This window comes from Moorella sp. E306M (genome assembly GCF_006538385.1).
Taxonomy (GTDB): Bacteria; Bacillota; DSM-521; order Neomoorellales; family Neomoorellaceae; genus Neomoorella.
The window spans coordinates 2,697,525-2,714,684 of record NZ_BJKO01000001.1; the positions used below are offsets into that span (position 1 = coordinate 2,697,525).

The window sequence follows — 17,160 nt, forward strand, 5'->3', positions numbered from 1 at the left end:
ACGGTGTTTACCGCATGCGCATCCGTCTCGGCCTTTCCGACCACGCGGAAAAGCTCGACCAACCAATTTACTTCCCCATGGAACACCTTATGAAGCACGCCTTCATCTGCGGGAAGACCGGCTCCGGCAAGACGGTGACCCTCTTAAACTGGTGCCTGTCCATGGCGGAAAACCTCGCCCGCGACCCGGACCGCGCGGCCGGGTTCACCTTCATCGACCCCCACGGCGACGCGGTGAACGACCTCCTCGAACGGCTCCCGGACGGGGTGGCCGACCGGGTGCACGTATTGCATTTCCGCGACACCGACCGGCCGCGGGGGTTTAACCTCTTAGAAGCCCCGCCCGGTCTAGAGGAAGTGACGGTGGGGGCGTTTGTGGACATGCTCCGCGACCTTTTCCCGATGGGGACGGGCTACCGCATGGAGCACATCCTGAAGAACGCCCTCTTGACCCTCGCGCGGGTCGGCGGCCAGACGATACTCTCTCTGGAGCCGCTCCTGTCGAGCGAGAGCCTGCGGGCCGCGACGCTGCCGAAGATAGCCGACGACCCGGTGCTCCGCAGCTTCTGGGAGAACCAGTTCCCGGCGTTCGCCAAGAAGGCGGGGGAGACCCTGGGACCGATATGGAACAAGCTGGGAGCGTTCGCCACCTACCCCCGCGTCCGGCGGGTGGTGGGCCAGCCGAAGAGCACTATCGACCCTTTGAGGGTCATGGACGAGGGGCACATCCTGCTGGTCGACCTGTCGGGCGCCGGGGAAGACGTGACGCCGCTCATGGGCGGCGCCCTGGTCAACAGGTTCCACTTCTCGGCCCTGTCCCGCGCCGGGCGGCCCAGGGAGGGGCGGCGGCCGCACGTGCTGATCGCCGACGAGGTCCACAACTACGCCACCCGGGTCATGGCCAACATCCTGTCGGAAGACCGGAAATTCGGCCTGGGGTTCGTCATAGCGACCCAGTATTTGGAGCGCATCCCCGAAGACGTGCTCGAAGGCATCCTGGGCAACGTGGGGACGATGGTAGTCCTCTACGTGGAAGAAGAGAACGCCCGCCGGCTGGTGAAATACTTCCCCGGCTTCACCACGGCCGACCTGGTGCAGAGGAAAGCCCTCCACGCCGCCATCCACACGACGGCCGTGGGTTCGCCGGTCGTGTTCACCATGCGCAACCCCATCCCGCCACCCGGCGACAAAGAGAAAGCGCGGCGGCTGCTCGCCCTTTCGGACCAGCGGGACGGCGTTCCGGCGGGGCGTGTCGACGCTTACGTCGCGCGTCTGTTCGCCCTCGCCCACGGCGGGGAGGGCGGCGGTGCGGCGGCGGGCACGCCCGTGCCGGCGGCTGCCGGGGACGCCGTAGCGGGCAAAGGAAACGGCGGGGCCGTTCCGGGGGCCGGCAGCGGCGGCCGCCGCACCGAAAGCAAGGTCGACGCCGCGGCGGAAGCGAACGGCAGCGGCGGGGCGACAGGCCGGGGCGCGGCCGGAAAACGCCGCCCCGGTGCGGGGGACGACAGCGGCGGCAACGGCCAGGGCCGCGCTCCCGCGGTCGACCCTGTGGCGAAATTGTTTCGGAAAATAGGGTAAACAAAAAAAATAGAAGGGAGTTTTATCCATGATCAAACCTGAAGGCTTTTCTGCGGCGAAGCGCGACGTCCAAAAAATGCTGTGGGCCGCCAAAGAGCGCGGCACGACGTTGGAAGCGGTGGTAACCAAAGTCACCACTTTAAACGACCAGCCCGTCTGGGAGATCGAATTTGCAGACTTTCCCGACGTCAAAGGGTTCGTGCCCTTTTCGGAGATGGGCGTCGAAACGCAGCGCCTCGCTTTCCGCTTCGCCGGGCAGACGGTGAACGTGAAAGTCAAAGAGGTCAAAAGCGACGACGAGGGCGGCGCGGTGGCCGTATGCTCCCGCTCGGCCGCCGTGGCCGAAGCGCGGAAGGAATTAACAGGCTCCCTCAAAGAAGGCCAGACCATAGACTGCGTGGTCAAAGCCATCCTGCCCCGCGAGGGGGAAACCCCGGCCCGGCTCCTTGTCGACATCGGCGGCGGCGTGCTCGTCGAGGTGCCGCGCGTGCGGGCCACGTGGAGTCGGACGATGCCCCTCGGGGCGTTGTTCAAAATCGGGGAAGCCGTTAAGGCTAAAGTGCTCCGGGTCGACGCCGAAAAAGGCACGGTCGAAGTGTCTATCAAGGACGCCCGGCCCGACCCGTGGGAGACGGCCTCGTTCAAGCGGGGCGATTTCGTGACCGGCGTGGTGGCTTCCACGGACGGCTCCCGCGTGTGGGTCGAGGTGTCGCCCGGCATCGTGGGCCTGGCTTCGTACCCGCTGCGCGGCGAGGTCGGCCGCGGCGACCGGGTGGCGTGCGCCGTGGCAAAGTTCGACCGGGAAAACCGGAAGTTGAGGTTGCGGCTCCGGGGTGTGTTAGCTTAAAGGTCAGCCGTATGAAGAGGCGGTTGAAAGACAATGGGTTCGATAATACGTTATTACCTTCCCAAAGATTGGCAAATTTTGTATGAAGGCATAATAATGCGCGGACCATACAAAGGGCAAGAAGGGGTTCATGCAGAAATAGGGTTTCTCGAAGATTGGGCGAGCAGCGGCACGATAGAAGCAGATATTCCAAAGGTAATATATGAAAAACTCCTGTCGGGAGAATACGTCTTTAAAAGAACCAGTCACTGGGATTGGGGCATTTTCGACGCAAACGGGAACCAAGTTTGGGGCGGGTAGGAAAGCGAAAAATTGCGTAATTCGACATTTTTCGGGGCTAAAAGGTGACAATTTGTTCAGTTGAGGTATAGCGACATATTATCATTTAATAATGATAATAACATAATTTGTAATTACAGAAAGGAGATGGTAATATAAAGTCAAAGAAGGTCAAAGTCGTCAGCAAAAGGATTTCCGGCATTTGGTGTCCAATAGTTTCCTGGCATACTGCAGCGGCCATCCCCGCACGCACGGGCCGGCACGGGGGTGGCCCCACAAATAAAAAAATTTTTTGGAGGGATTCTCGTGAACGTCAGAAAAATTGCCGTATCGTTGTCGCTTTTCCTGGTTTTGACGCTGTCCGTAGCCTTGCCCGCCGCCCGCGCCGAGATGGAATACCGTTTCAGCGATAAAGGTTCCATTGACACTGATTTCGCATGGGGCAAAGACGACATAGTAGAGGCCATTGATTTTGAACTATATGGGGGCTATCCGGACGGGACTTTGAGGCTGGGCGACAACATGACCCGCGCCGAGTTCGCGGCCGTGCTGAACCGCATCGTTGACGCCGGGGGCACGCCGGGGCCGAACTGGTACGACGGGGCCGTGGACGGCCTGGTAAAGGCGGGGGTAATCCCCGACAAAGGCGGGAATTGGGATGCCGCCATTACCCGGCTGGAGGCGGCGAAGTGGCTGGGCAGGCTTGCTAAGGTCTACCAAGTGGCGGTGAAGGACCAGGGCGCGACCTTCACGGACACCTCCGACCCGAACGCCATCTACGCCAGCAAGACTGGCCTGATGAAAGGCGTCAGCCCCGGCGTCCTGGGGGCCGACCAGAACCTGCTGCGGGGTGAGGCGGCGGTGCTGCTGCTCAGGGTGGCGAAGGGCGTAGATAATAATTTGCCTTTGGATGATGAGTTGATACAAGCGGCTAAAGAAGCGTTGGAAGATATTAATGCCAATGCCGCCGATTTCGAGGCACGTCGTAATGTGGATTTGAGCTTTTACGACAAGCTGCCCTACAAACGGGTCACAAGGAATTACTTTGAGGGTGAGCGGAAATTCATGTACGCCTGGCGGGATGACGGGCGGAAAAATTACCAGATAACAAAAAGCGAAATAAAGGTAGCTGTAAAACACAATGCTGTCGCTATTGTGATAGCAAAAATCGAAACTGAGAGTGGATATAAAGGGATCGTGATTTCCCGCTTCAAGAAAATTGACGGCCGCTGGATGATGACGCAAGGCGGACCGCCTGAGAATAGAGATTTAAAATACCTGCAATTGGTAGGCATAATAAAATAAATTCAGAGGAGTGAATTATCCATGCTGCGCAAAGCCTTTTTTAGGGCTTTTTTCTTTTTGCTGCTCATGGTGACGTTGACTAGTCCAGCCTTCGCTTTTGTTGGGGGCGAGAACATTAAAGGTGTACCTTCTGATTCCCAAGCCCCCCTTTCCAACGGCATGACTTGGTTCGTCCGCCGCGTGCCGGTGCTGCTGTATAACCCCAATTCTGTTACCGCCAGTCTGGAGGGAAATAAGGGTGAAATCAGCCTGAGCGACGTGGATCTGGTTTGGGGTGAGCTCTGGACCAAGCCGGGATGGGCGCAGGAGGGGAGCCGGTACGGCCTGAACGAGCTTTACATCCCTATTAACTCCAACATGACCCCGGCCCCGGCGTCCGGGACGAAAAAGGTCATTCTGCCGGACGCTGATTTAGACGACCCCGACGTTGTGAATTTCCTGGCGGATTATTTTGATGTGTTACCGCAAGTACGTTATATAGACAAAGGCAACGCCTGGGCCGGAGACGCTTCTTCGGGCATATTCGTGAACGTCCCCATGCCGTCACGGGAAGAATTCTTGGCACAAGAGGCGGGAATGAACGATTCTTTAGCGGCGAAGTGGAAGCCCTATTTGGCAAACAAGGCATATTCTGACGGGTTGATACCTTCCGCCGACGGGAGTACGCAATACCTGCGGGCCTTAGACGCTTTCGACCACGGCGCTACTTTTTACTACCACCTGCTGTTGAACCCCGGCCCGCAGACGGGCAACTGGCAGGTGGCGGCGGAGACCACCCCTTATTATGACGAGAACGCCCCGGACGGGACGGGGTTCTACCGCGGCAAAGACTGGAGCGACCAGCTGAAAAGTAGTCCCGCGTCGGTGCCGGGTTTCATCGGGGCGATAACGCCGTGGGCGAATTTAAAGCTGGAAGGCCCGGTTGAAATAACCGGCGCCCCGGGGGAAGAAAAGGAAGCCCATTACACAATTACGAATGAAAGCTCCGCTGATCTGGCGCCTGACGTGGCGGTGAAGCGCGAAGGCGGGGCCTACGTCACGGCGGCGGCCGAAGTCCCGGTGAAAGCGTGGGACAAAGCGCCGGTGACGCTGAAATTCAAGGTGGAAGACCGCCCTTATAGGGTGCGGGTGGCGGTCAACCCTTTTAAGGGGATATGGGAATCCACGTATAAAGACAACTACGTTGACGTCACGGTTAAACCTATCGCCCCTGATATGTACGTCAAAACTCTGGACCCCGGCGCTTCGGAAGCCGAGCCCGGCAAAGCCTACACCGGGACCGTAGTCTACGGGTTGGCCGCGGATTACCCCGTGCCGGTGAAGGCTACCCTATCCCTTACCAACAACGGCTATAGCGTGACGGCTGCGGACGGCACGCCCCTCAACGACCAGGTGCCGGTAGAGTTCCAGCCGGGCGAAGAGAAGACCTTTACCTTCACCTGGCACGGCGACGCGGCCGGCGACACCCTGGTTGCGAAGATCCACCCGGTCAACCCGCCGGACGACCGCGATTGGAGCAACAATTCCAAAGAGGTGTGGGTTAACCCAGCCGGGTGCGATTTGGCGGTGAAGGCCTGGCCCTTCATCGATCCGATATATATAGGCATGGATACCGGCTACGCCGAGGGCGGCGTTAACATTAAAGTCACCCGCAAGGACGACAACCCCAACCCGGTGACGGCTAAGGTCACCGTCGACGGCCCGGCGGGCAGGCAGGCGTACACCGTCACTGTCCCACCCGGAGGCTCCAAGCCTGCAGGGCCGTATCGCTTCAGGGTCTATAGCCCCGGCACCTATACAGTGCATATAGAGGCCTGGCCTGAAGGCTTGCAAGACGCCTACCCGCCGGACAACGTGGCCGAAGTGATGATCCACGCCAAGCAGCAGACGATGAACTACTACACCGGGCCGCGTGAGCCAGGGCTGCACGTCGAGTTGGGCGGTTAAACCTTCAGGCAAGAGAGGGGATATTCCATGCCCCAAGAAGTCCGCATAGAGCCGATCCCCCGCCGCCCCGGCCTGGTCACGTCCCCGGCGGTTTTGCGGCTGTTGGAATTCCTCGAAGCGAGCGGCGGGGCGATGTCGGGGGCGTGCGAGCTCCTGTTCAGGCGGAAAGGCGAAGCCGCCCGCCGCTTCGCCTCGTTGCGCGCCGCCGGCTACGCCGTCAGGGCGTACCTCGGCGGAGAGACGCTGTGGCTCCCCCGCGCCCATTCCGTCTGGGACGCGGCGTCGTTCGCCCGGCAGCGGGCCGCCGGGTGGTTCGCGGCGCGGCTTTTTGGGAGCGGCGGCCGCTACGGGGCGGGGAAAGCCTTCTTCCCGGACGGGAGCGAAATGGCCGTGGCGGTCGTGCCTTACGACCGTTTGCCGCCCCCACCGTGCGTGGTTGTCCTGGTCTTGGGCGCCAAGGAGGGCAGGGGCCTAGTGCCGCCGGGGGCGTATTGGTGCAGGGAGGAAGATTTGGCGGTGAGCGACTTGCCGGCTTGCTTGAATTTTAAAAACGATGTAGAATAAAGACGGAAGATTTTATCTTCATTTTTAACTTTCCCTGCCGGGAAGTCCCCGCCCGTAAGGGCGGGGATGAAAGGCAGGGAGATAATCTCGCCATATTTCGATTCTTATAGTAAAATAAAGTCATGAAGTATCAATTGGACAAAGGATGCCATGCCGTTTACAGCCTTCGGTTCCACTATGTGGCGTGTACCAAATACAGGCGTAAGGTATTGACACCTGAAATTTCTGGTTTTCTCAAGCAGGTCAACCTAAGCGTAGCGGAAAAATTCGGCGTTCAGATAATCGAACAGGAGACAGACAGGGATCATATCCATATCCTCTTTGCCTCCCAACCTCAAATACAGCTTTCAAAATTCATCAACTCCCTGAAATCTGTTTCGGCGCGGCTGATATTCCGGAAGTTTCCGGAAGTGAAAAAGCAGCTTTGGGGCGGCCATTTCTGGTCGCCCAGCTATTTCCTGGCTACCGTAGGAGAGGTGAAGCTGGAGGATGTCAAACGCTACGTCCAGTCTCAAGGAAACCAGGAACTATAAATTCCGGCTTTATCCTAACAAGGAGCAGGAATCCCTATTGTTGCGCTGGCTGGAAACCTGCCGGTGGATATACAACACCGCCTTGGCCCAGCGAAAAGAAGCCTGGGAACGGGAAAAGAGATCTGTTACCCGGATCGAGCAGCAGGTATGGCTCAAAGAGGCCAAGAAGACGGATGAGCGTCTCCGGGAGATACACTCTCAAGTAGCCCAGGAAGTGTTGTTCAGGGTCGAGAAGGCCTTTGCCGCTTTCTTTCGCCGGGTCAAGAACGGGAAAACGCCGGGCTATCCCCGGTTCAAAGGGAGAGGACGTTATAAATCTATCACCTTCACCCAGTTTGGAGAAGGGAAAGGCGCTTCTTTCCAGGACGGCAAGCTGAGATTATCAAAAATCGGCCTGGTGAAGATAAGGTTACACCGGGAAATACCTGGCACTATCAAGACTGTTACCGTCAAACGAGATGCCGCCGGCAAATGGTGGGCCATTTTTGCCGCAGAAATAGAGCTTGCCCAATCGCAGGCTCATACCGGACCTGCCGCAGGTCTGGATGCTGGTCTGGAAAAGTTCGCGGCCCTTTCAGATGGGAGTATCATTGAAAATCCCAAGTACCTGAGAAAAATGGAAAAACGCCTCAAACATACCCAACGCAACCTTTCCCGCAAGAAGAAAGATTCCCGCAACCGGAAAAAGGCCAGACAAAAGCTGGCCAAGCTGCACGCCAAAGTTTGTAACCAACGAAGGGACTTTTTGCACAAGCAATCCCGCAGGCTGGTGGAAACTTACGGCCTGATTGCTGTTGAGAAGCTAAACATTAAAGGAATGGTCAAAAATCATCACCTAGCCAAGAGCATTTCTGATGCAGGCTGGGGAGAGTTCATGGCTATGCTTGAGTACAAAGCGGCAGAGGCTGGTACTAAGCTGGTCAAAGTGAACCCCTCCGGCACTTCTCAGGTATGCAGCGGGTGTGGAATGGATGTGCCTAAAGAATTATCCGAGCGGACTCATTGCTGCCCTTATTGCGGCCTAATACTCGACCGAGATGTGAACGCCGCCCGGAATATCCTGAAAAAGGCGTTGGCTCTGGAAGCGGCATGATGCTTCCCTACCGTGGGAACCACGGGACGTTACGCCTGTGGAGCTGACCCGTTGGGGTTACGATGAAGCAGGAAACCCTACCGAAGCCCCTCCCTAACCCGGAGGGGTTAGGGAGGGGTAGTTCACTGGTACTCGCCTTTTTATAGGCGACAAGTCTAGTCAACCCCCGCGCAGGCGGGGCAAGTCATACGGTTTCCCCCGTTTTGACGGGGCAAGTCTGTTAAAGTAAGCGTTAATTAAAAACGTCGGGTTTTTAAAAAAGACGTCTTTCGGAAGGAAAGTTTTGGCACGAGACTTCCGGAGGCGTCTTTTTGCATTTTTGAAAGGAGGATGCTTTATGCACATTGTTTCACTTGATATTGTTTTTGTTGTCCATAATGTTTAAAAAACGAAGGAGCGAGCATTATGAGCAAATATAAAAACACTATCGCTATTAATAATGAGGACGGCAAGATATATGCCGTTAGGACAAAAAAGAGCGCAAATGCTTATGAGTTTATTGACATTGTTACTAGTTGCGATGAGATAACCGAGCAAGCTCTTAACGTGGTGGCAAAGTATATACGAGATAACGACTTAGGCAAAGTCAAAACAGATTTTGGGCATCTAAGTTTATCGGAATAACTGCGTATTCCAAAGAAAAAGCGAAAGGGAGATGTGGCATGATGGTTTGTGAGTGTTGCGGTCGGCAGATAGTGCCTGGTCACGGTACTCCAGATAATTATATAACCTATGGCCCGGTAACAAGACTAGTGGGAAACCAATATATATGTGCCGTTTGTGCCGCCGATCTCGATGAGGACGGGCTTTTTCCAGAGGAAGGCAGAAGCTATTGCGTAGGCACGGCAACAATTATGCCGTGTAGCTCAACAAGACCCAAAAATTGATAGTTAAGGGGGCATTCGGATGGGTATTCTTGAAAGCCTTTTTTTCGGGATACTGGGAGGTTTAACTGGTTGCGTTATTTATCACTTATTGAAACGAGATTAAGGTTATGCGTGCCGTACATTCCGTCGACGTTCCGATTATGGTTTCAACAAGGATGAGACGGTTGTTTGCTCGGGTGGTTTGGTCCTTGGGCAATAATTATCGGGTAAGAGAGAGGACGCGACGTTATTGTTTGATTGACTTTTAAACGACGGAAGCGGCCGCCCGGACACGGCCTGCCAAAACCAATACCTTACTTAAAGGAAGTGTTTGGCGCGGTGGGCCGCCGGGGGCCTGCTGCGCGTCCGATAATGAGGACTGTAGGGATGAGGTTGGACGACCCGCTTGCGAGCGTCCCGTTCAATCTGGAAATCGAGTTTGAGGGCGGCGATTTAGTCGCTGTTGCTCGCGACCTGTACGTGGAAAGGTTGATCGCCGAACCACGGCAGGATTTGTACGGAGAAGGCCGGGGTACCGATTTCTGGACATTCGAAAAAGATTCCTCCATAAAAGGAGGAGGATTAATTGTTTCTCCCACGTTCCGCGACAGGTGGAACGCTTGGGAGCAGTCCAATAAAGTTCGGGATATCGTTCGGCGGCATGGCGGACGGATACGTGCCGCGCGGTATATAGGTCAAGTTAAATTTAATCTTTGTTATTTGGTACAGGTTTAAAGGTTAATACGTCATAATAGGCCGCCCGGATACGGCCCGTCCAAACCAAACATTCTCAAAGGAGGTGTTTGGCGCGGCGGGCCGCCGGGGGTGCCGCCGCGTCGAATATAATGTGCATTATAGCTGTGGCGATTGAACGTAAATTGACCTATGAAGAAATAGAAAACTGCTTTTTCAATAATCCCGACGGGGCCGGGGTAGCTTGGTCCAGCGGGGGCAAGAATCATTTAAGAAAAGGGTTTATGGACGTCGAGGAATTTATCGAGTTTTACGCGAGGAAGGTCAATGCCCTGCCCCACGTGGTCCATTTCCGCAAGGCCACGTCGGGCGGGGTCAGCCCGGAGATGACTCACCCCTTTATCGTGGATCTTCAATCGCCCTTGCGGTTGACGTGGAGCGGTAAAAAGCCGCTTCTGTTCCACAACGGCGTGATCCAGCGGTGGGAAGACATTTTCCTCCGTTTCGTCCCCGACGTCTTGCGGGAATTGCGGCGGAGCAGGAAGGGTTCTTACCTGCCGCCCGGGCCGTGGTCAGACACCAGGGCCGCGGCGGTGATCACGGCTTTCGCCGGGGAAGGGATCCTTTCCTTCCTGGGCGGAAAGTACGCCGTTATCGACAGGGGGCACGTGAGGACTTACGGCAAGTTCGTTGAAGAGAAAGGCATTCTCTTCTCGAATACCAGCTATAAAAATATCAGGCTCTCCAAAGGTGGTAGCGGTTTCCCGTACACGTGGGTACCGAAGGGAAATGCCGATGCCGCTGTTCGTAACGGTTCCGCTGTCGAGGTCGAGTCCGTTGCCGAAGAGTGGTGGGTCAGACGTTAAGGAAGGATAATTATGATGGACGAAAAAATACGGTGGCTCCGGATCAAGCAAGCTGCCGAAAAGATCGCATGCCGCCCCGTGTCCATCCACGGTTCCACCGATCTGCCCCCTCATTTGAGGGCGGCGGTGGACGCCACGGAAGAGCGCGTGGACATCGCCCTTAATTTCCAGCACGTTAAGAGTGCCGAGGACGTGCTGGCGGCGGTGGCCCACGAACTCGCCCACGTCGTGGCGGGGATATCCCACCACGGGGGGAGGTTCGAGGCGGTGTGGAAGGAAATAAAGGAAAGACTCATGGAAGATTATTACAGGTTTTGACACAACGGTAAGGAGTATTTTAACGGCGGGGCCGCTGCCCCGCCCCGAGGCCGTATCTGTTTGCCAGATATGGCTTCGGGGGAGGGCAGAACCTCCGAAGTTACTTTTCCCGCTTTTACGGGCGGCAAGTCTTTAATTCCCCCCTTGTAAGTGGGGCAAGTCTTAGGATACCCCCGTTTTGACGGGGCAAGTCTTTTAAGTGTATAGGCTTTAAGAACCAAACTTTATAACGAAAAGGCGTCTTTCGGAAGGAAAGTTTTAGTAAAGGCTTCCGGAGGGCATCTTTTTGCTTTTTTAAAACCGAGGGCTTCCCGGTTTTAAGCTCGGTAAAACGTCAAATCAAACCACGAAAGGGGAGAGATTGGCGTTTGCGGGCCACCGGGGGTCCGCAAATGCCAAGACGCATGAAGCTTAACGACGTTGAAGCGGTGCGAAAGCTGGAGAAGGAAAACAGCGAGTTGAAAAAAAGAGTTGCGGCGTTGCGTAACCTCAACCGAAATATGGTTGAGCGCTTGGCGAGGATTAATCGCTGCATAAGGAAGGCTGGTATCGGGGCTTAGAAGTGTCGAGGCAAGCGCAAGACCGCCCGGAGACGGTCCGTCCAAACCAATACCTTGCTTTAAAGGAGGTGTTTGGCGCGGCAGGCTGCCAGGGGTCTGCCGCGTTAAGAAATGAATCAGGTTAAACCTAGAAATCTCCAGGAGTTTCTCCGGGGGTATTGTTTTCAGGTGGAAGAGCTGCCTGGCCGCCTCATTTACCGCGGCACGACAGGTTTCTTCGGACCGCTCTACAATTGCAACCTGCCCCCGGGGTTTGAAGAGGTCGAAGAGTGGGACGATGGCCCTTACCGCCGTGTGTGGAAAAACGACGCGGAACGGGCTGTAGTAACTTACGTGGAAGGCGATGTCGACGTTGTCGTCTGTGATAACGATGAAACTTATCGGGCAACAGTGCAAGATATGGCTGAATTCTATGCAGGTTAATTTCCAGGACTAAATTAAGGCCGCCCGGCAGGCCCGCAAAAATCCTATCCAAAAGTCTGGAATGGGAGGAGGATTAGAGGAGCGGGCCGCCGGGGGCCCGCTTTCCCAAAAATATGGGCTGGTTATTTGTCCACAAACCTTATAAGGTTACTGCCAAGGAGTTCCTCAAGAAGGAGTTCACGTGGGAGAGGGAGGACGGCCTTTACTGCCGTGTCCTCGATTGTGCCATAGTAAAGTTGCGCGAGGCGTATTTGGCTATCGAGAGGGGAGACGCTTCTGGCCCGAAGGAAGTGTTCGCGGTGGTGTGCCTCCTTGACTACCGACCTAACGACTATTATAACTTCGGCTACAAGGATATGAGTGAAAACATGCATCCGTATTATTACAATTGCCCGGAGCGCGTCCTTAAGCTTCTCACTCCGATCGACAACCCGTCGGCAAAAGAATGGAGGGAGGAGTGCTGGAAACGGCTCCAGGAAAGGAAGGCACGGCCCCGTCTGGAGAAAGGGAAAGTCATCCAGTTTGAGTCGCCCATTGCTTTCTCCAGCGGGCGGGAAGAAAGCGTCTTTAGGGTAGAGAACACCCGGCGGCTGTTGGTGTCAGATCGTCACGGGCGACTGTACAGGTTAAAGCATTGGATCTTAGAAAAGATACCATATTGTATCCTGGAAGGTTTTCCGGTCTAAAGTTTTGGCCGCCCGGCAGGCCCGCAACACTAAACAATCCTAAGAGGAGGTGTTTGGGGCGGGCCCTGCCGGGAGGGCCAGCCCCGAAATAAATGGGAGAAACTGTATATCTGCAAAACGACCTCGAAGTAAAGGAATTTTTAACAAACGGTTATTGCGAGAATTGCCTCCGCCCGGCGCGGGAATGGGCGGAAGAGAACCGATACGGGCACGTTGAGGTCCACGGTGACTTCGACAGCCGAGGGAATTTGGTCGGTTTCCTCTGTCCGGAGTGCGCCCGGCAGATGAGGGCGGAATAATGTTATAAACCTAAATAGGGCTGATCGGCCCGCGTCATTCTTAAGAAAGGAGGAATGGGGCGGGCCGAACGGCGGCTCGTCCCATCGGAAATGACTAGGTACGAAAAGGCTGCAAAAAAGGCGATTGATCAATACATGCGACAGAACCGCGACAGGGAAGACTTTAGCCTCTATGAATTGTCGGTCGTGGCCGACAGAGCGGCTTTCGCCGCGGGGAAGAAACGGGAGCTGTATTCTTCGCTTGGCTGGTACGAACGCCTTTTGCCGGCGGGAGCGAAGGTTTTCTGGAAATCAAACGGGCTGCTTTCCGTGTCGAACCCTTATTGTCCGGACCGCGCTGCGGTAAAAATGGCCGTGTTTGTTCCGGGACCGTTTGACGCCGGGGTAGACATGGGACCCGACTATTGGTCAGAAGCGCTTAAAGGGAATTGTTGATAAGCGGCCGCCGGCCCGCAACATTCTTATTAAAGGAGGGAATGGGGCGGGCCAGGCACGGCCCGCCCTACAATATGATTCATATCGAATTCTGGGACAAGTTTTCTCCTGCGGCAAAAATATTTTACAAAGAAAAATTGCAAAGCCTGCAGTTTGATCGATATTTTGTCAGGCTCTATGGATTAAGTAAACAGCGTGGGCTAGTTGCTACTATTCCTATAGAGGAAATGGATCTTCTGTTTTATCCGCCCGTGCATCATTTAGGGAACAGCCCGTTATTCAGCAAAGATTCTTTGCTGATTGGCCTTCCGTGGGAGGCAAGGATGGAACCGACCTGGAGAGAATGGGTTGTCCCCGTGGTACACGGGATTGTTGAGCATATACGAAGAATAGATGAATTGGTAAAGGCCGAGCGTTCAGGCTATGAAATTGAGAAAACGTTGCGGGAGATATATTCTCAAGATGTTTTCTCAATTTAGCGATTAGGATTAAATATGCGGCCACCTGGCCCGCAGCATTTCAACGAAAGGAGGAATGGGGCGGGCCGGGTGGCCCGCCCTAAAAACAATGAGCGGTTTAACGGTCAAAGATATGGTAGTTCTCACGGAAGCCGCAATACGGATCAGCGGTGAAGAGTTCGGTGACGGCTACCTGTTTTACCAGAATTGTATGCTTCCCGAGCAGGCCGAAGTTTTCCTCTACCGCCCGGCCGCCGAAGGCGCCTGGTGGCGTGCCGAAGTGCCGGAACGCGGCGTCGGCTGCTGGGTCCCGCCGGAAATTGGGAGGATGGCTTTGGCCTTCCCGGAATTTCACCGCAACGTCCGGCGGCAGGTTTTGATCCGGTACAGGTGCCCGCGTACCGGACAAGTGAAAAGCGTCCCGGCGTGGGAATGGAAGACGTCGGGTGGCTTGGTGATGATTTTTGAGACTACGGCTGAACCTCACTGGCAAAAAGTCTTGCCGATACCATTAAATCTGCTCACTAAAGAAAGCAGGGAGATAGTTGAACAAAAAAGGTTTGACACGTCGGCTACGGTTGCCTAGAAGCATGTGGCTCCGCAGGCCTGTAACGCAGGTAGTGCCTAATAAAAAGGCGATTACGAGGAAACAGGCCTGCAGGCAAAAAGCGGATATGGAGGATTAAAGTGGAGGAACGAAAAATGGAAATTTGGATTGTCGAGAACGACATTGAGTTGGCCAAACAACAAGAGGAAATTATCACAATGGAGTTGCCCGGTTGTGACGTTAAAACATTCGCATCATTGAGGGGAGCTTTCGCGGCAGGAACGGGCAGACCGGATATTGTCATTTTGGACGTAAGCGCAATATCTGAAGAAAGTTTTTCGTTAGACGGATATAATAGCTATGCCTACCTTCTGCGTATTTTCATTGAAAAACACAGGTCGTCAGCCTATATCATCTATTCTATGGTAAGCCGGTGGGCAAAAGATATCATTGAAGAATTAAAGAAGGAATTTGACGACCTTGTTGTCCACGAAGCTGATATGACCAAATCTGCCATGCTCGTTCAATTTCTGAAGAATATAGCGGGGAGCGTGACGTAGGTGGGAACCGAACTTCAAGAGTTGGAAGCCCGGCCAAACTGGGTAGCCACTTTTGAGCGCACCAACCCGGAGGCACGGTTTCGGTATGATTGCTTGATGTGTACTCTAGTGGACACGTACTATTGGCACACCCCTGATTACACCGGTCTTTTCGCCTGGGGGGCGACTAGGCCATGCAATTTAGACCTCCTACGGGAAGACCTGGAATTAGGGTACAAGCGGCTGGTACGGGGAACGCTTCCCCCGGAAATCGTCGAGAAATTTTGTGAGGTAATACCGGAGGTATGATCAACCGGGCCTTCCGGCCTAAACCATTCTCACGGAAAGGAGGGAATGGGGCAGGCCGGAAAGGCCTGCCCCGGAAATCGTGGGAAGCCTTGAAACGGTTTCTAAATCCCGGTATAATACTGGGAAAAAGGGTGTCAGGCGTGTGGACGGGATCAACCGGACTAACGACTATGTTTTTAAGCGAATTTTCGGCTCCGAAGAAGGGAAAGAGGCTCTGCTGGGATTCCTCAATGCGGTATTCAGACTGCCGCCAGGCAGAGAATTAACCGACCTGGAACTATTGGACAGGGAAATCGACCCAGAATACCTTCTCGATAGGGCCGCCAGACTGGACGTGCTGGTGAAGGCGGCCGACGAGTCGCTGATCAACGTCGAGATACAGATTGCCAATAGGTTCGATATCGACAAGCGGACACTGTTTTATTGGGCAAGGCTGTACGGTGGCCAACTGAAATCCGGCCAACAGTTTTCGGAACTACGCAGAACGATTGCCGTTAATATCCTTGGGTTCGATTGGTTTGCCGATGAGCGGTACCATCACGTTTTTCGCATTCGGGACATCGAGACCGGGGAACCGATGAATGACCACTTGGAAATTCATTTCTTAGAATTAATCAAGGTGCGAAAACGCGAATGGAACCCGGACGACCCATTGGAAGCGTGGCTAATGTATTTGAATAATCTGGAAGGGGAGGGGTTGAAGATGATCGCCGAGAAAAACCCGGCGATTAAGAAAGCCCTGACAGTCGAAGAAGTTTTTAGGAAGAGCGAGCTGGAGCGCCGCCTGTATGAATTGCGGGAAAAAGCCATCCGGGACGAGATCTCCATGGTGGCGGGCGCGAAAGCGGAAGGTAAAGCGGAAGGCAGAGTAGAAGGCATGGTGGAGGCAAAGCAGGATGCCGTTCTTCGTTACTTGAAGAAAAAGTTTGGCAGCGTCACTTTTGAAAATAAGATACGGCAGATGAGGGACGTAGAAATTCTCGATAGGCTCTTCGACAGTGTACTTGACGCCGGAACTCCAGAAGAGGTAGAGGAAGTCATATCTCGCGTGTTAATGCATTAGCGTCTTCTAGCCATAAAGGATAGGCCACTAAATTTCTTGACCGAAAGGCGATGCCCCGTGTAAAAGCACGGGGCATCGCTTTTTTTGTGGCCGCCGCGAAAGGGGGATGTCCTATCAAGCCTTCTTATACAGATGGTGTTATCACTATTTACCACGACGACTGCCTGACAGTAATGCCTTTCCTCGCCGAGAACGGGGTAGTGGCGGACATGATAATAACCGACCCGCCTTACGGCATTTCAAGAAACGTTATTATCAAGCGCGGTGAAAGCACTAAGTTTTCCGGCGGCGACATTTCCCTCTACTTCGGCCCCTGGGACGATTTCGCGGGGGAGGAAGATTTCTGGGGTTTCACCCTGGCCTGGATCCGGGCGGCGGACAAACTGCTCCGGCCCGGCGGGATGTTCTGCTCGTTCTTCGACCGCGACAAGATCAATTTTCTCTCGGCCTTTTTGCAAAAAAGCCTCGGCTACAAGCAGAAGGGCTATTTTTTGTGGATTAAACCCAACCCGGTTCCCCAGGTGCGCAAGGTCAAATTCATGAACGCCTGGGAAGCCTGCGGCATGTGGCAGAAGCCCGGCGGCCCTTTGACGTTTAATTGGCGGTTCGGGCAGCATCCGGACTACCTCATCTTGCCCACCAACGCCGACGGGAAGAGGCTGCACCCCACCCAGAAGCCGCTCCGGCTGGCGGAAACGCTGGTGGCATACTGGAGCCGTCCGGGCGATTTAATCCTCGATCCTTTCCTCGGCTCCGGCACGACGGCACTGGCGGCGAAGAGGCTGGGGCGGAAATGTATTGGGATCGAGCAGGATGAAAAGTATTGCCGAATAGCCGCGGAAAGGTGCCGCCAGGGGTTTTTGCAGTTTGACGCTGGGGGAGGTTAAAAATGGTAAATACGCGAATGGGCAATGGCGACCGCGGCCAGGAATGGCGGGAAAATCTGAAGAGGG

22 protein-coding genes are annotated in these 17,160 nt (G+C 54.9%); all 22 read left to right on the top strand.

Annotation, left to right across the window (positions count from 1 at the left end; all coding sequences use genetic code 11):
* Positions 1 to 14 precede the first annotated feature (14 nt).
* The 22 genes from FLZ89_RS13965 (at position 15) to FLZ89_RS15985 (ending at position 17,094) form a co-directional block, all read left to right on the top strand.
* Entirely contained in the window at positions 15 to 1,577 is a 1,563-nt protein-coding gene (locus FLZ89_RS13965) for a type IV secretory system conjugative DNA transfer family protein (protein WP_141264584.1), read from the top strand.
* 28 nt (positions 1,578 to 1,605) lie between these two features.
* Positions 1,606 to 2,424 (top strand): hypothetical protein, encoded by an 819-nt coding sequence (locus FLZ89_RS13970; RefSeq protein ID WP_141264583.1) that lies wholly within the window; start codon positions 1,606 to 1,608, stop codon positions 2,422 to 2,424.
* 33 nt (positions 2,425 to 2,457) lie between these two features.
* On the top strand, positions 2,458 to 2,724 hold the full coding sequence (locus tag FLZ89_RS13975) for a hypothetical protein (protein ID WP_141264582.1): 267 nt from the start codon (positions 2,458 to 2,460) through the stop codon (positions 2,722 to 2,724).
* Between the two features lie 285 nt (positions 2,725 to 3,009).
* On the top strand, positions 3,010 to 4,008 hold the full coding sequence (locus tag FLZ89_RS13980) for an S-layer homology domain-containing protein (RefSeq protein ID WP_141264581.1): 999 nt from the start codon (positions 3,010 to 3,012) through the stop codon (positions 4,006 to 4,008).
* Positions 4,009 to 4,029: 21 nt separating this feature from the next.
* Positions 4,030 to 5,955: a hypothetical protein gene (locus FLZ89_RS13985; RefSeq protein WP_141264580.1), complete on the top strand. Its 1,926-nt coding sequence runs from the start codon at positions 4,030 to 4,032 to the stop codon at positions 5,953 to 5,955.
* Positions 5,956 to 6,087: 132 nt separating this feature from the next.
* Entirely contained in the window at positions 6,088 to 6,519 is a 432-nt protein-coding gene (locus FLZ89_RS13990) for a hypothetical protein (protein WP_141264579.1), read from the top strand.
* A gap of 122 nt (positions 6,520 to 6,641) precedes the next feature.
* Positions 6,642 to 7,052 carry an IS200/IS605 family transposase gene (gene tnpA / locus FLZ89_RS13995; RefSeq protein WP_141264488.1) on the top strand — a complete coding sequence of 137 codons (411 nt, stop codon included), beginning with the start codon at positions 6,642 to 6,644 and terminating at the stop codon, positions 7,050 to 7,052.
* A gap of 37 nt (positions 7,053 to 7,089) precedes the next feature.
* Positions 7,090 to 8,145, top strand: a complete 1,056-nt coding sequence (locus tag FLZ89_RS14000; RefSeq protein WP_253256499.1) for an RNA-guided endonuclease InsQ/TnpB family protein — start codon at positions 7,090 to 7,092, stop codon at positions 8,143 to 8,145.
* A gap of 405 nt (positions 8,146 to 8,550) precedes the next feature.
* Positions 8,551 to 8,769 (top strand): hypothetical protein, encoded by a 219-nt coding sequence (locus tag FLZ89_RS14005; protein ID WP_141264578.1) that lies wholly within the window; start codon positions 8,551 to 8,553, stop codon positions 8,767 to 8,769.
* 635 nt (positions 8,770 to 9,404) lie between these two features.
* Positions 9,405 to 9,746, top strand: coding sequence for a hypothetical protein (locus FLZ89_RS14010; protein ID WP_141305181.1), 342 nt, complete (start codon positions 9,405 to 9,407; stop codon positions 9,744 to 9,746).
* Between the two features lie 68 nt (positions 9,747 to 9,814).
* The gene (locus FLZ89_RS14015; RefSeq protein ID WP_141264576.1) at positions 9,815 to 10,570 is read left to right on the top strand and encodes a hypothetical protein; all 756 of its coding nucleotides are present in this window, start codon (positions 9,815 to 9,817) and stop codon (positions 10,568 to 10,570) included.
* A gap of 12 nt (positions 10,571 to 10,582) precedes the next feature.
* Positions 10,583 to 10,888: a hypothetical protein gene (locus tag FLZ89_RS14020; RefSeq protein ID WP_141264575.1), complete on the top strand. Its 306-nt coding sequence runs from the start codon at positions 10,583 to 10,585 to the stop codon at positions 10,886 to 10,888.
* Positions 10,889 to 11,280: 392 nt separating this feature from the next.
* Positions 11,281 to 11,448 carry a hypothetical protein gene (locus tag FLZ89_RS15790; protein ID WP_172613637.1) on the top strand — a complete coding sequence of 56 codons (168 nt, stop codon included), beginning with the start codon at positions 11,281 to 11,283 and terminating at the stop codon, positions 11,446 to 11,448.
* A gap of 111 nt (positions 11,449 to 11,559) precedes the next feature.
* Entirely contained in the window at positions 11,560 to 11,871 is a 312-nt protein-coding gene (locus FLZ89_RS14025) for a hypothetical protein (RefSeq protein ID WP_141305183.1), read from the top strand.
* Between the two features lie 113 nt (positions 11,872 to 11,984).
* On the top strand, positions 11,985 to 12,557 hold the full coding sequence (locus tag FLZ89_RS14030; RefSeq protein ID WP_141264573.1) for a DUF6927 domain-containing protein: 573 nt from the start codon (positions 11,985 to 11,987) through the stop codon (positions 12,555 to 12,557).
* 92 nt (positions 12,558 to 12,649) lie between these two features.
* The gene (locus tag FLZ89_RS14035) at positions 12,650 to 12,856 is read left to right on the top strand and encodes a hypothetical protein (RefSeq protein WP_141305184.1); all 207 of its coding nucleotides are present in this window, start codon (positions 12,650 to 12,652) and stop codon (positions 12,854 to 12,856) included.
* Between the two features lie 54 nt (positions 12,857 to 12,910).
* Positions 12,911 to 13,291: a hypothetical protein gene (locus tag FLZ89_RS14040; protein ID WP_141264572.1), complete on the top strand. Its 381-nt coding sequence runs from the start codon at positions 12,911 to 12,913 to the stop codon at positions 13,289 to 13,291.
* A gap of 74 nt (positions 13,292 to 13,365) precedes the next feature.
* Positions 13,366 to 13,770, top strand: a complete 405-nt coding sequence (locus FLZ89_RS14045; RefSeq protein ID WP_216363906.1) for a hypothetical protein — start codon at positions 13,366 to 13,368, stop codon at positions 13,768 to 13,770.
* A gap of 88 nt (positions 13,771 to 13,858) precedes the next feature.
* Positions 13,859 to 14,335, top strand: coding sequence for a hypothetical protein (locus tag FLZ89_RS14050; protein ID WP_141305186.1), 477 nt, complete (start codon positions 13,859 to 13,861; stop codon positions 14,333 to 14,335).
* A gap of 116 nt (positions 14,336 to 14,451) precedes the next feature.
* Positions 14,452 to 14,856, top strand: coding sequence for a response regulator transcription factor (locus FLZ89_RS14055; RefSeq protein ID WP_141264569.1), 405 nt, complete (start codon positions 14,452 to 14,454; stop codon positions 14,854 to 14,856).
* Between the two features lie 430 nt (positions 14,857 to 15,286).
* Positions 15,287 to 16,207 (top strand): Rpn family recombination-promoting nuclease/putative transposase, encoded by a 921-nt coding sequence (locus FLZ89_RS14065; RefSeq protein ID WP_141264567.1) that lies wholly within the window; start codon positions 15,287 to 15,289, stop codon positions 16,205 to 16,207.
* A gap of 50 nt (positions 16,208 to 16,257) precedes the next feature.
* Complete coding sequence (locus FLZ89_RS15985; protein ID WP_141305187.1) at positions 16,258 to 17,094, top strand: DNA-methyltransferase; 837 nt, start codon at positions 16,258 to 16,260, stop codon at positions 17,092 to 17,094.
* The last annotated feature ends 66 nt before the right edge of the window (positions 17,095 to 17,160 follow it).

Excerpts from the sequence above, each read along its gene's own strand:
- FLZ89_RS13965 (WP_141264584.1), top strand. The coding sequence starts at position 15 with ATGCGCATCCGTCTCGGCCTTTCCGACCACGCGGAAAAGCTCGACCAA.
- FLZ89_RS13970 (WP_141264583.1), top strand. The coding sequence starts at position 1,606 with ATGATCAAACCTGAAGGCTTTTCTGCGGCGAAGCGCGACGTCCAAAAA.
- FLZ89_RS13975 (WP_141264582.1), top strand. The coding sequence starts at position 2,458 with ATGGGTTCGATAATACGTTATTACCTTCCCAAAGATTGGCAAATTTTG.
- FLZ89_RS13985 (WP_141264580.1), top strand. The coding sequence starts at position 4,030 with ATGCTGCGCAAAGCCTTTTTTAGGGCTTTTTTCTTTTTGCTGCTCATG.
- FLZ89_RS13990 (WP_141264579.1), top strand. The coding sequence starts at position 6,088 with ATGTCGGGGGCGTGCGAGCTCCTGTTCAGGCGGAAAGGCGAAGCCGCC.
- tnpA (WP_141264488.1), top strand. The coding sequence starts at position 6,642 with ATGAAGTATCAATTGGACAAAGGATGCCATGCCGTTTACAGCCTTCGG.
- FLZ89_RS14005 (WP_141264578.1), top strand. The coding sequence starts at position 8,551 with ATGAGCAAATATAAAAACACTATCGCTATTAATAATGAGGACGGCAAG.
- FLZ89_RS14020 (WP_141264575.1), top strand. The coding sequence starts at position 10,583 with ATGATGGACGAAAAAATACGGTGGCTCCGGATCAAGCAAGCTGCCGAA.
- FLZ89_RS15790 (WP_172613637.1), top strand. The coding sequence starts at position 11,281 with ATGCCAAGACGCATGAAGCTTAACGACGTTGAAGCGGTGCGAAAGCTG.
- FLZ89_RS14025 (WP_141305183.1), top strand. The coding sequence starts at position 11,560 with ATGAATCAGGTTAAACCTAGAAATCTCCAGGAGTTTCTCCGGGGGTAT.
- FLZ89_RS14030 (WP_141264573.1), top strand. The coding sequence starts at position 11,985 with ATGGGCTGGTTATTTGTCCACAAACCTTATAAGGTTACTGCCAAGGAG.
- FLZ89_RS14035 (WP_141305184.1), top strand. The coding sequence starts at position 12,650 with ATGGGAGAAACTGTATATCTGCAAAACGACCTCGAAGTAAAGGAATTT.
- FLZ89_RS14040 (WP_141264572.1), top strand. The coding sequence starts at position 12,911 with ATGGGGCGGGCCGAACGGCGGCTCGTCCCATCGGAAATGACTAGGTAC.
- FLZ89_RS14045 (WP_216363906.1), top strand. The coding sequence starts at position 13,366 with ATGATTCATATCGAATTCTGGGACAAGTTTTCTCCTGCGGCAAAAATA.
- FLZ89_RS14050 (WP_141305186.1), top strand. The coding sequence starts at position 13,859 with ATGAGCGGTTTAACGGTCAAAGATATGGTAGTTCTCACGGAAGCCGCA.
- FLZ89_RS14055 (WP_141264569.1), top strand. The coding sequence starts at position 14,452 with ATGGAAATTTGGATTGTCGAGAACGACATTGAGTTGGCCAAACAACAA.
- FLZ89_RS15985 (WP_141305187.1), top strand. The coding sequence starts at position 16,258 with ATGCCCCGTGTAAAAGCACGGGGCATCGCTTTTTTTGTGGCCGCCGCG.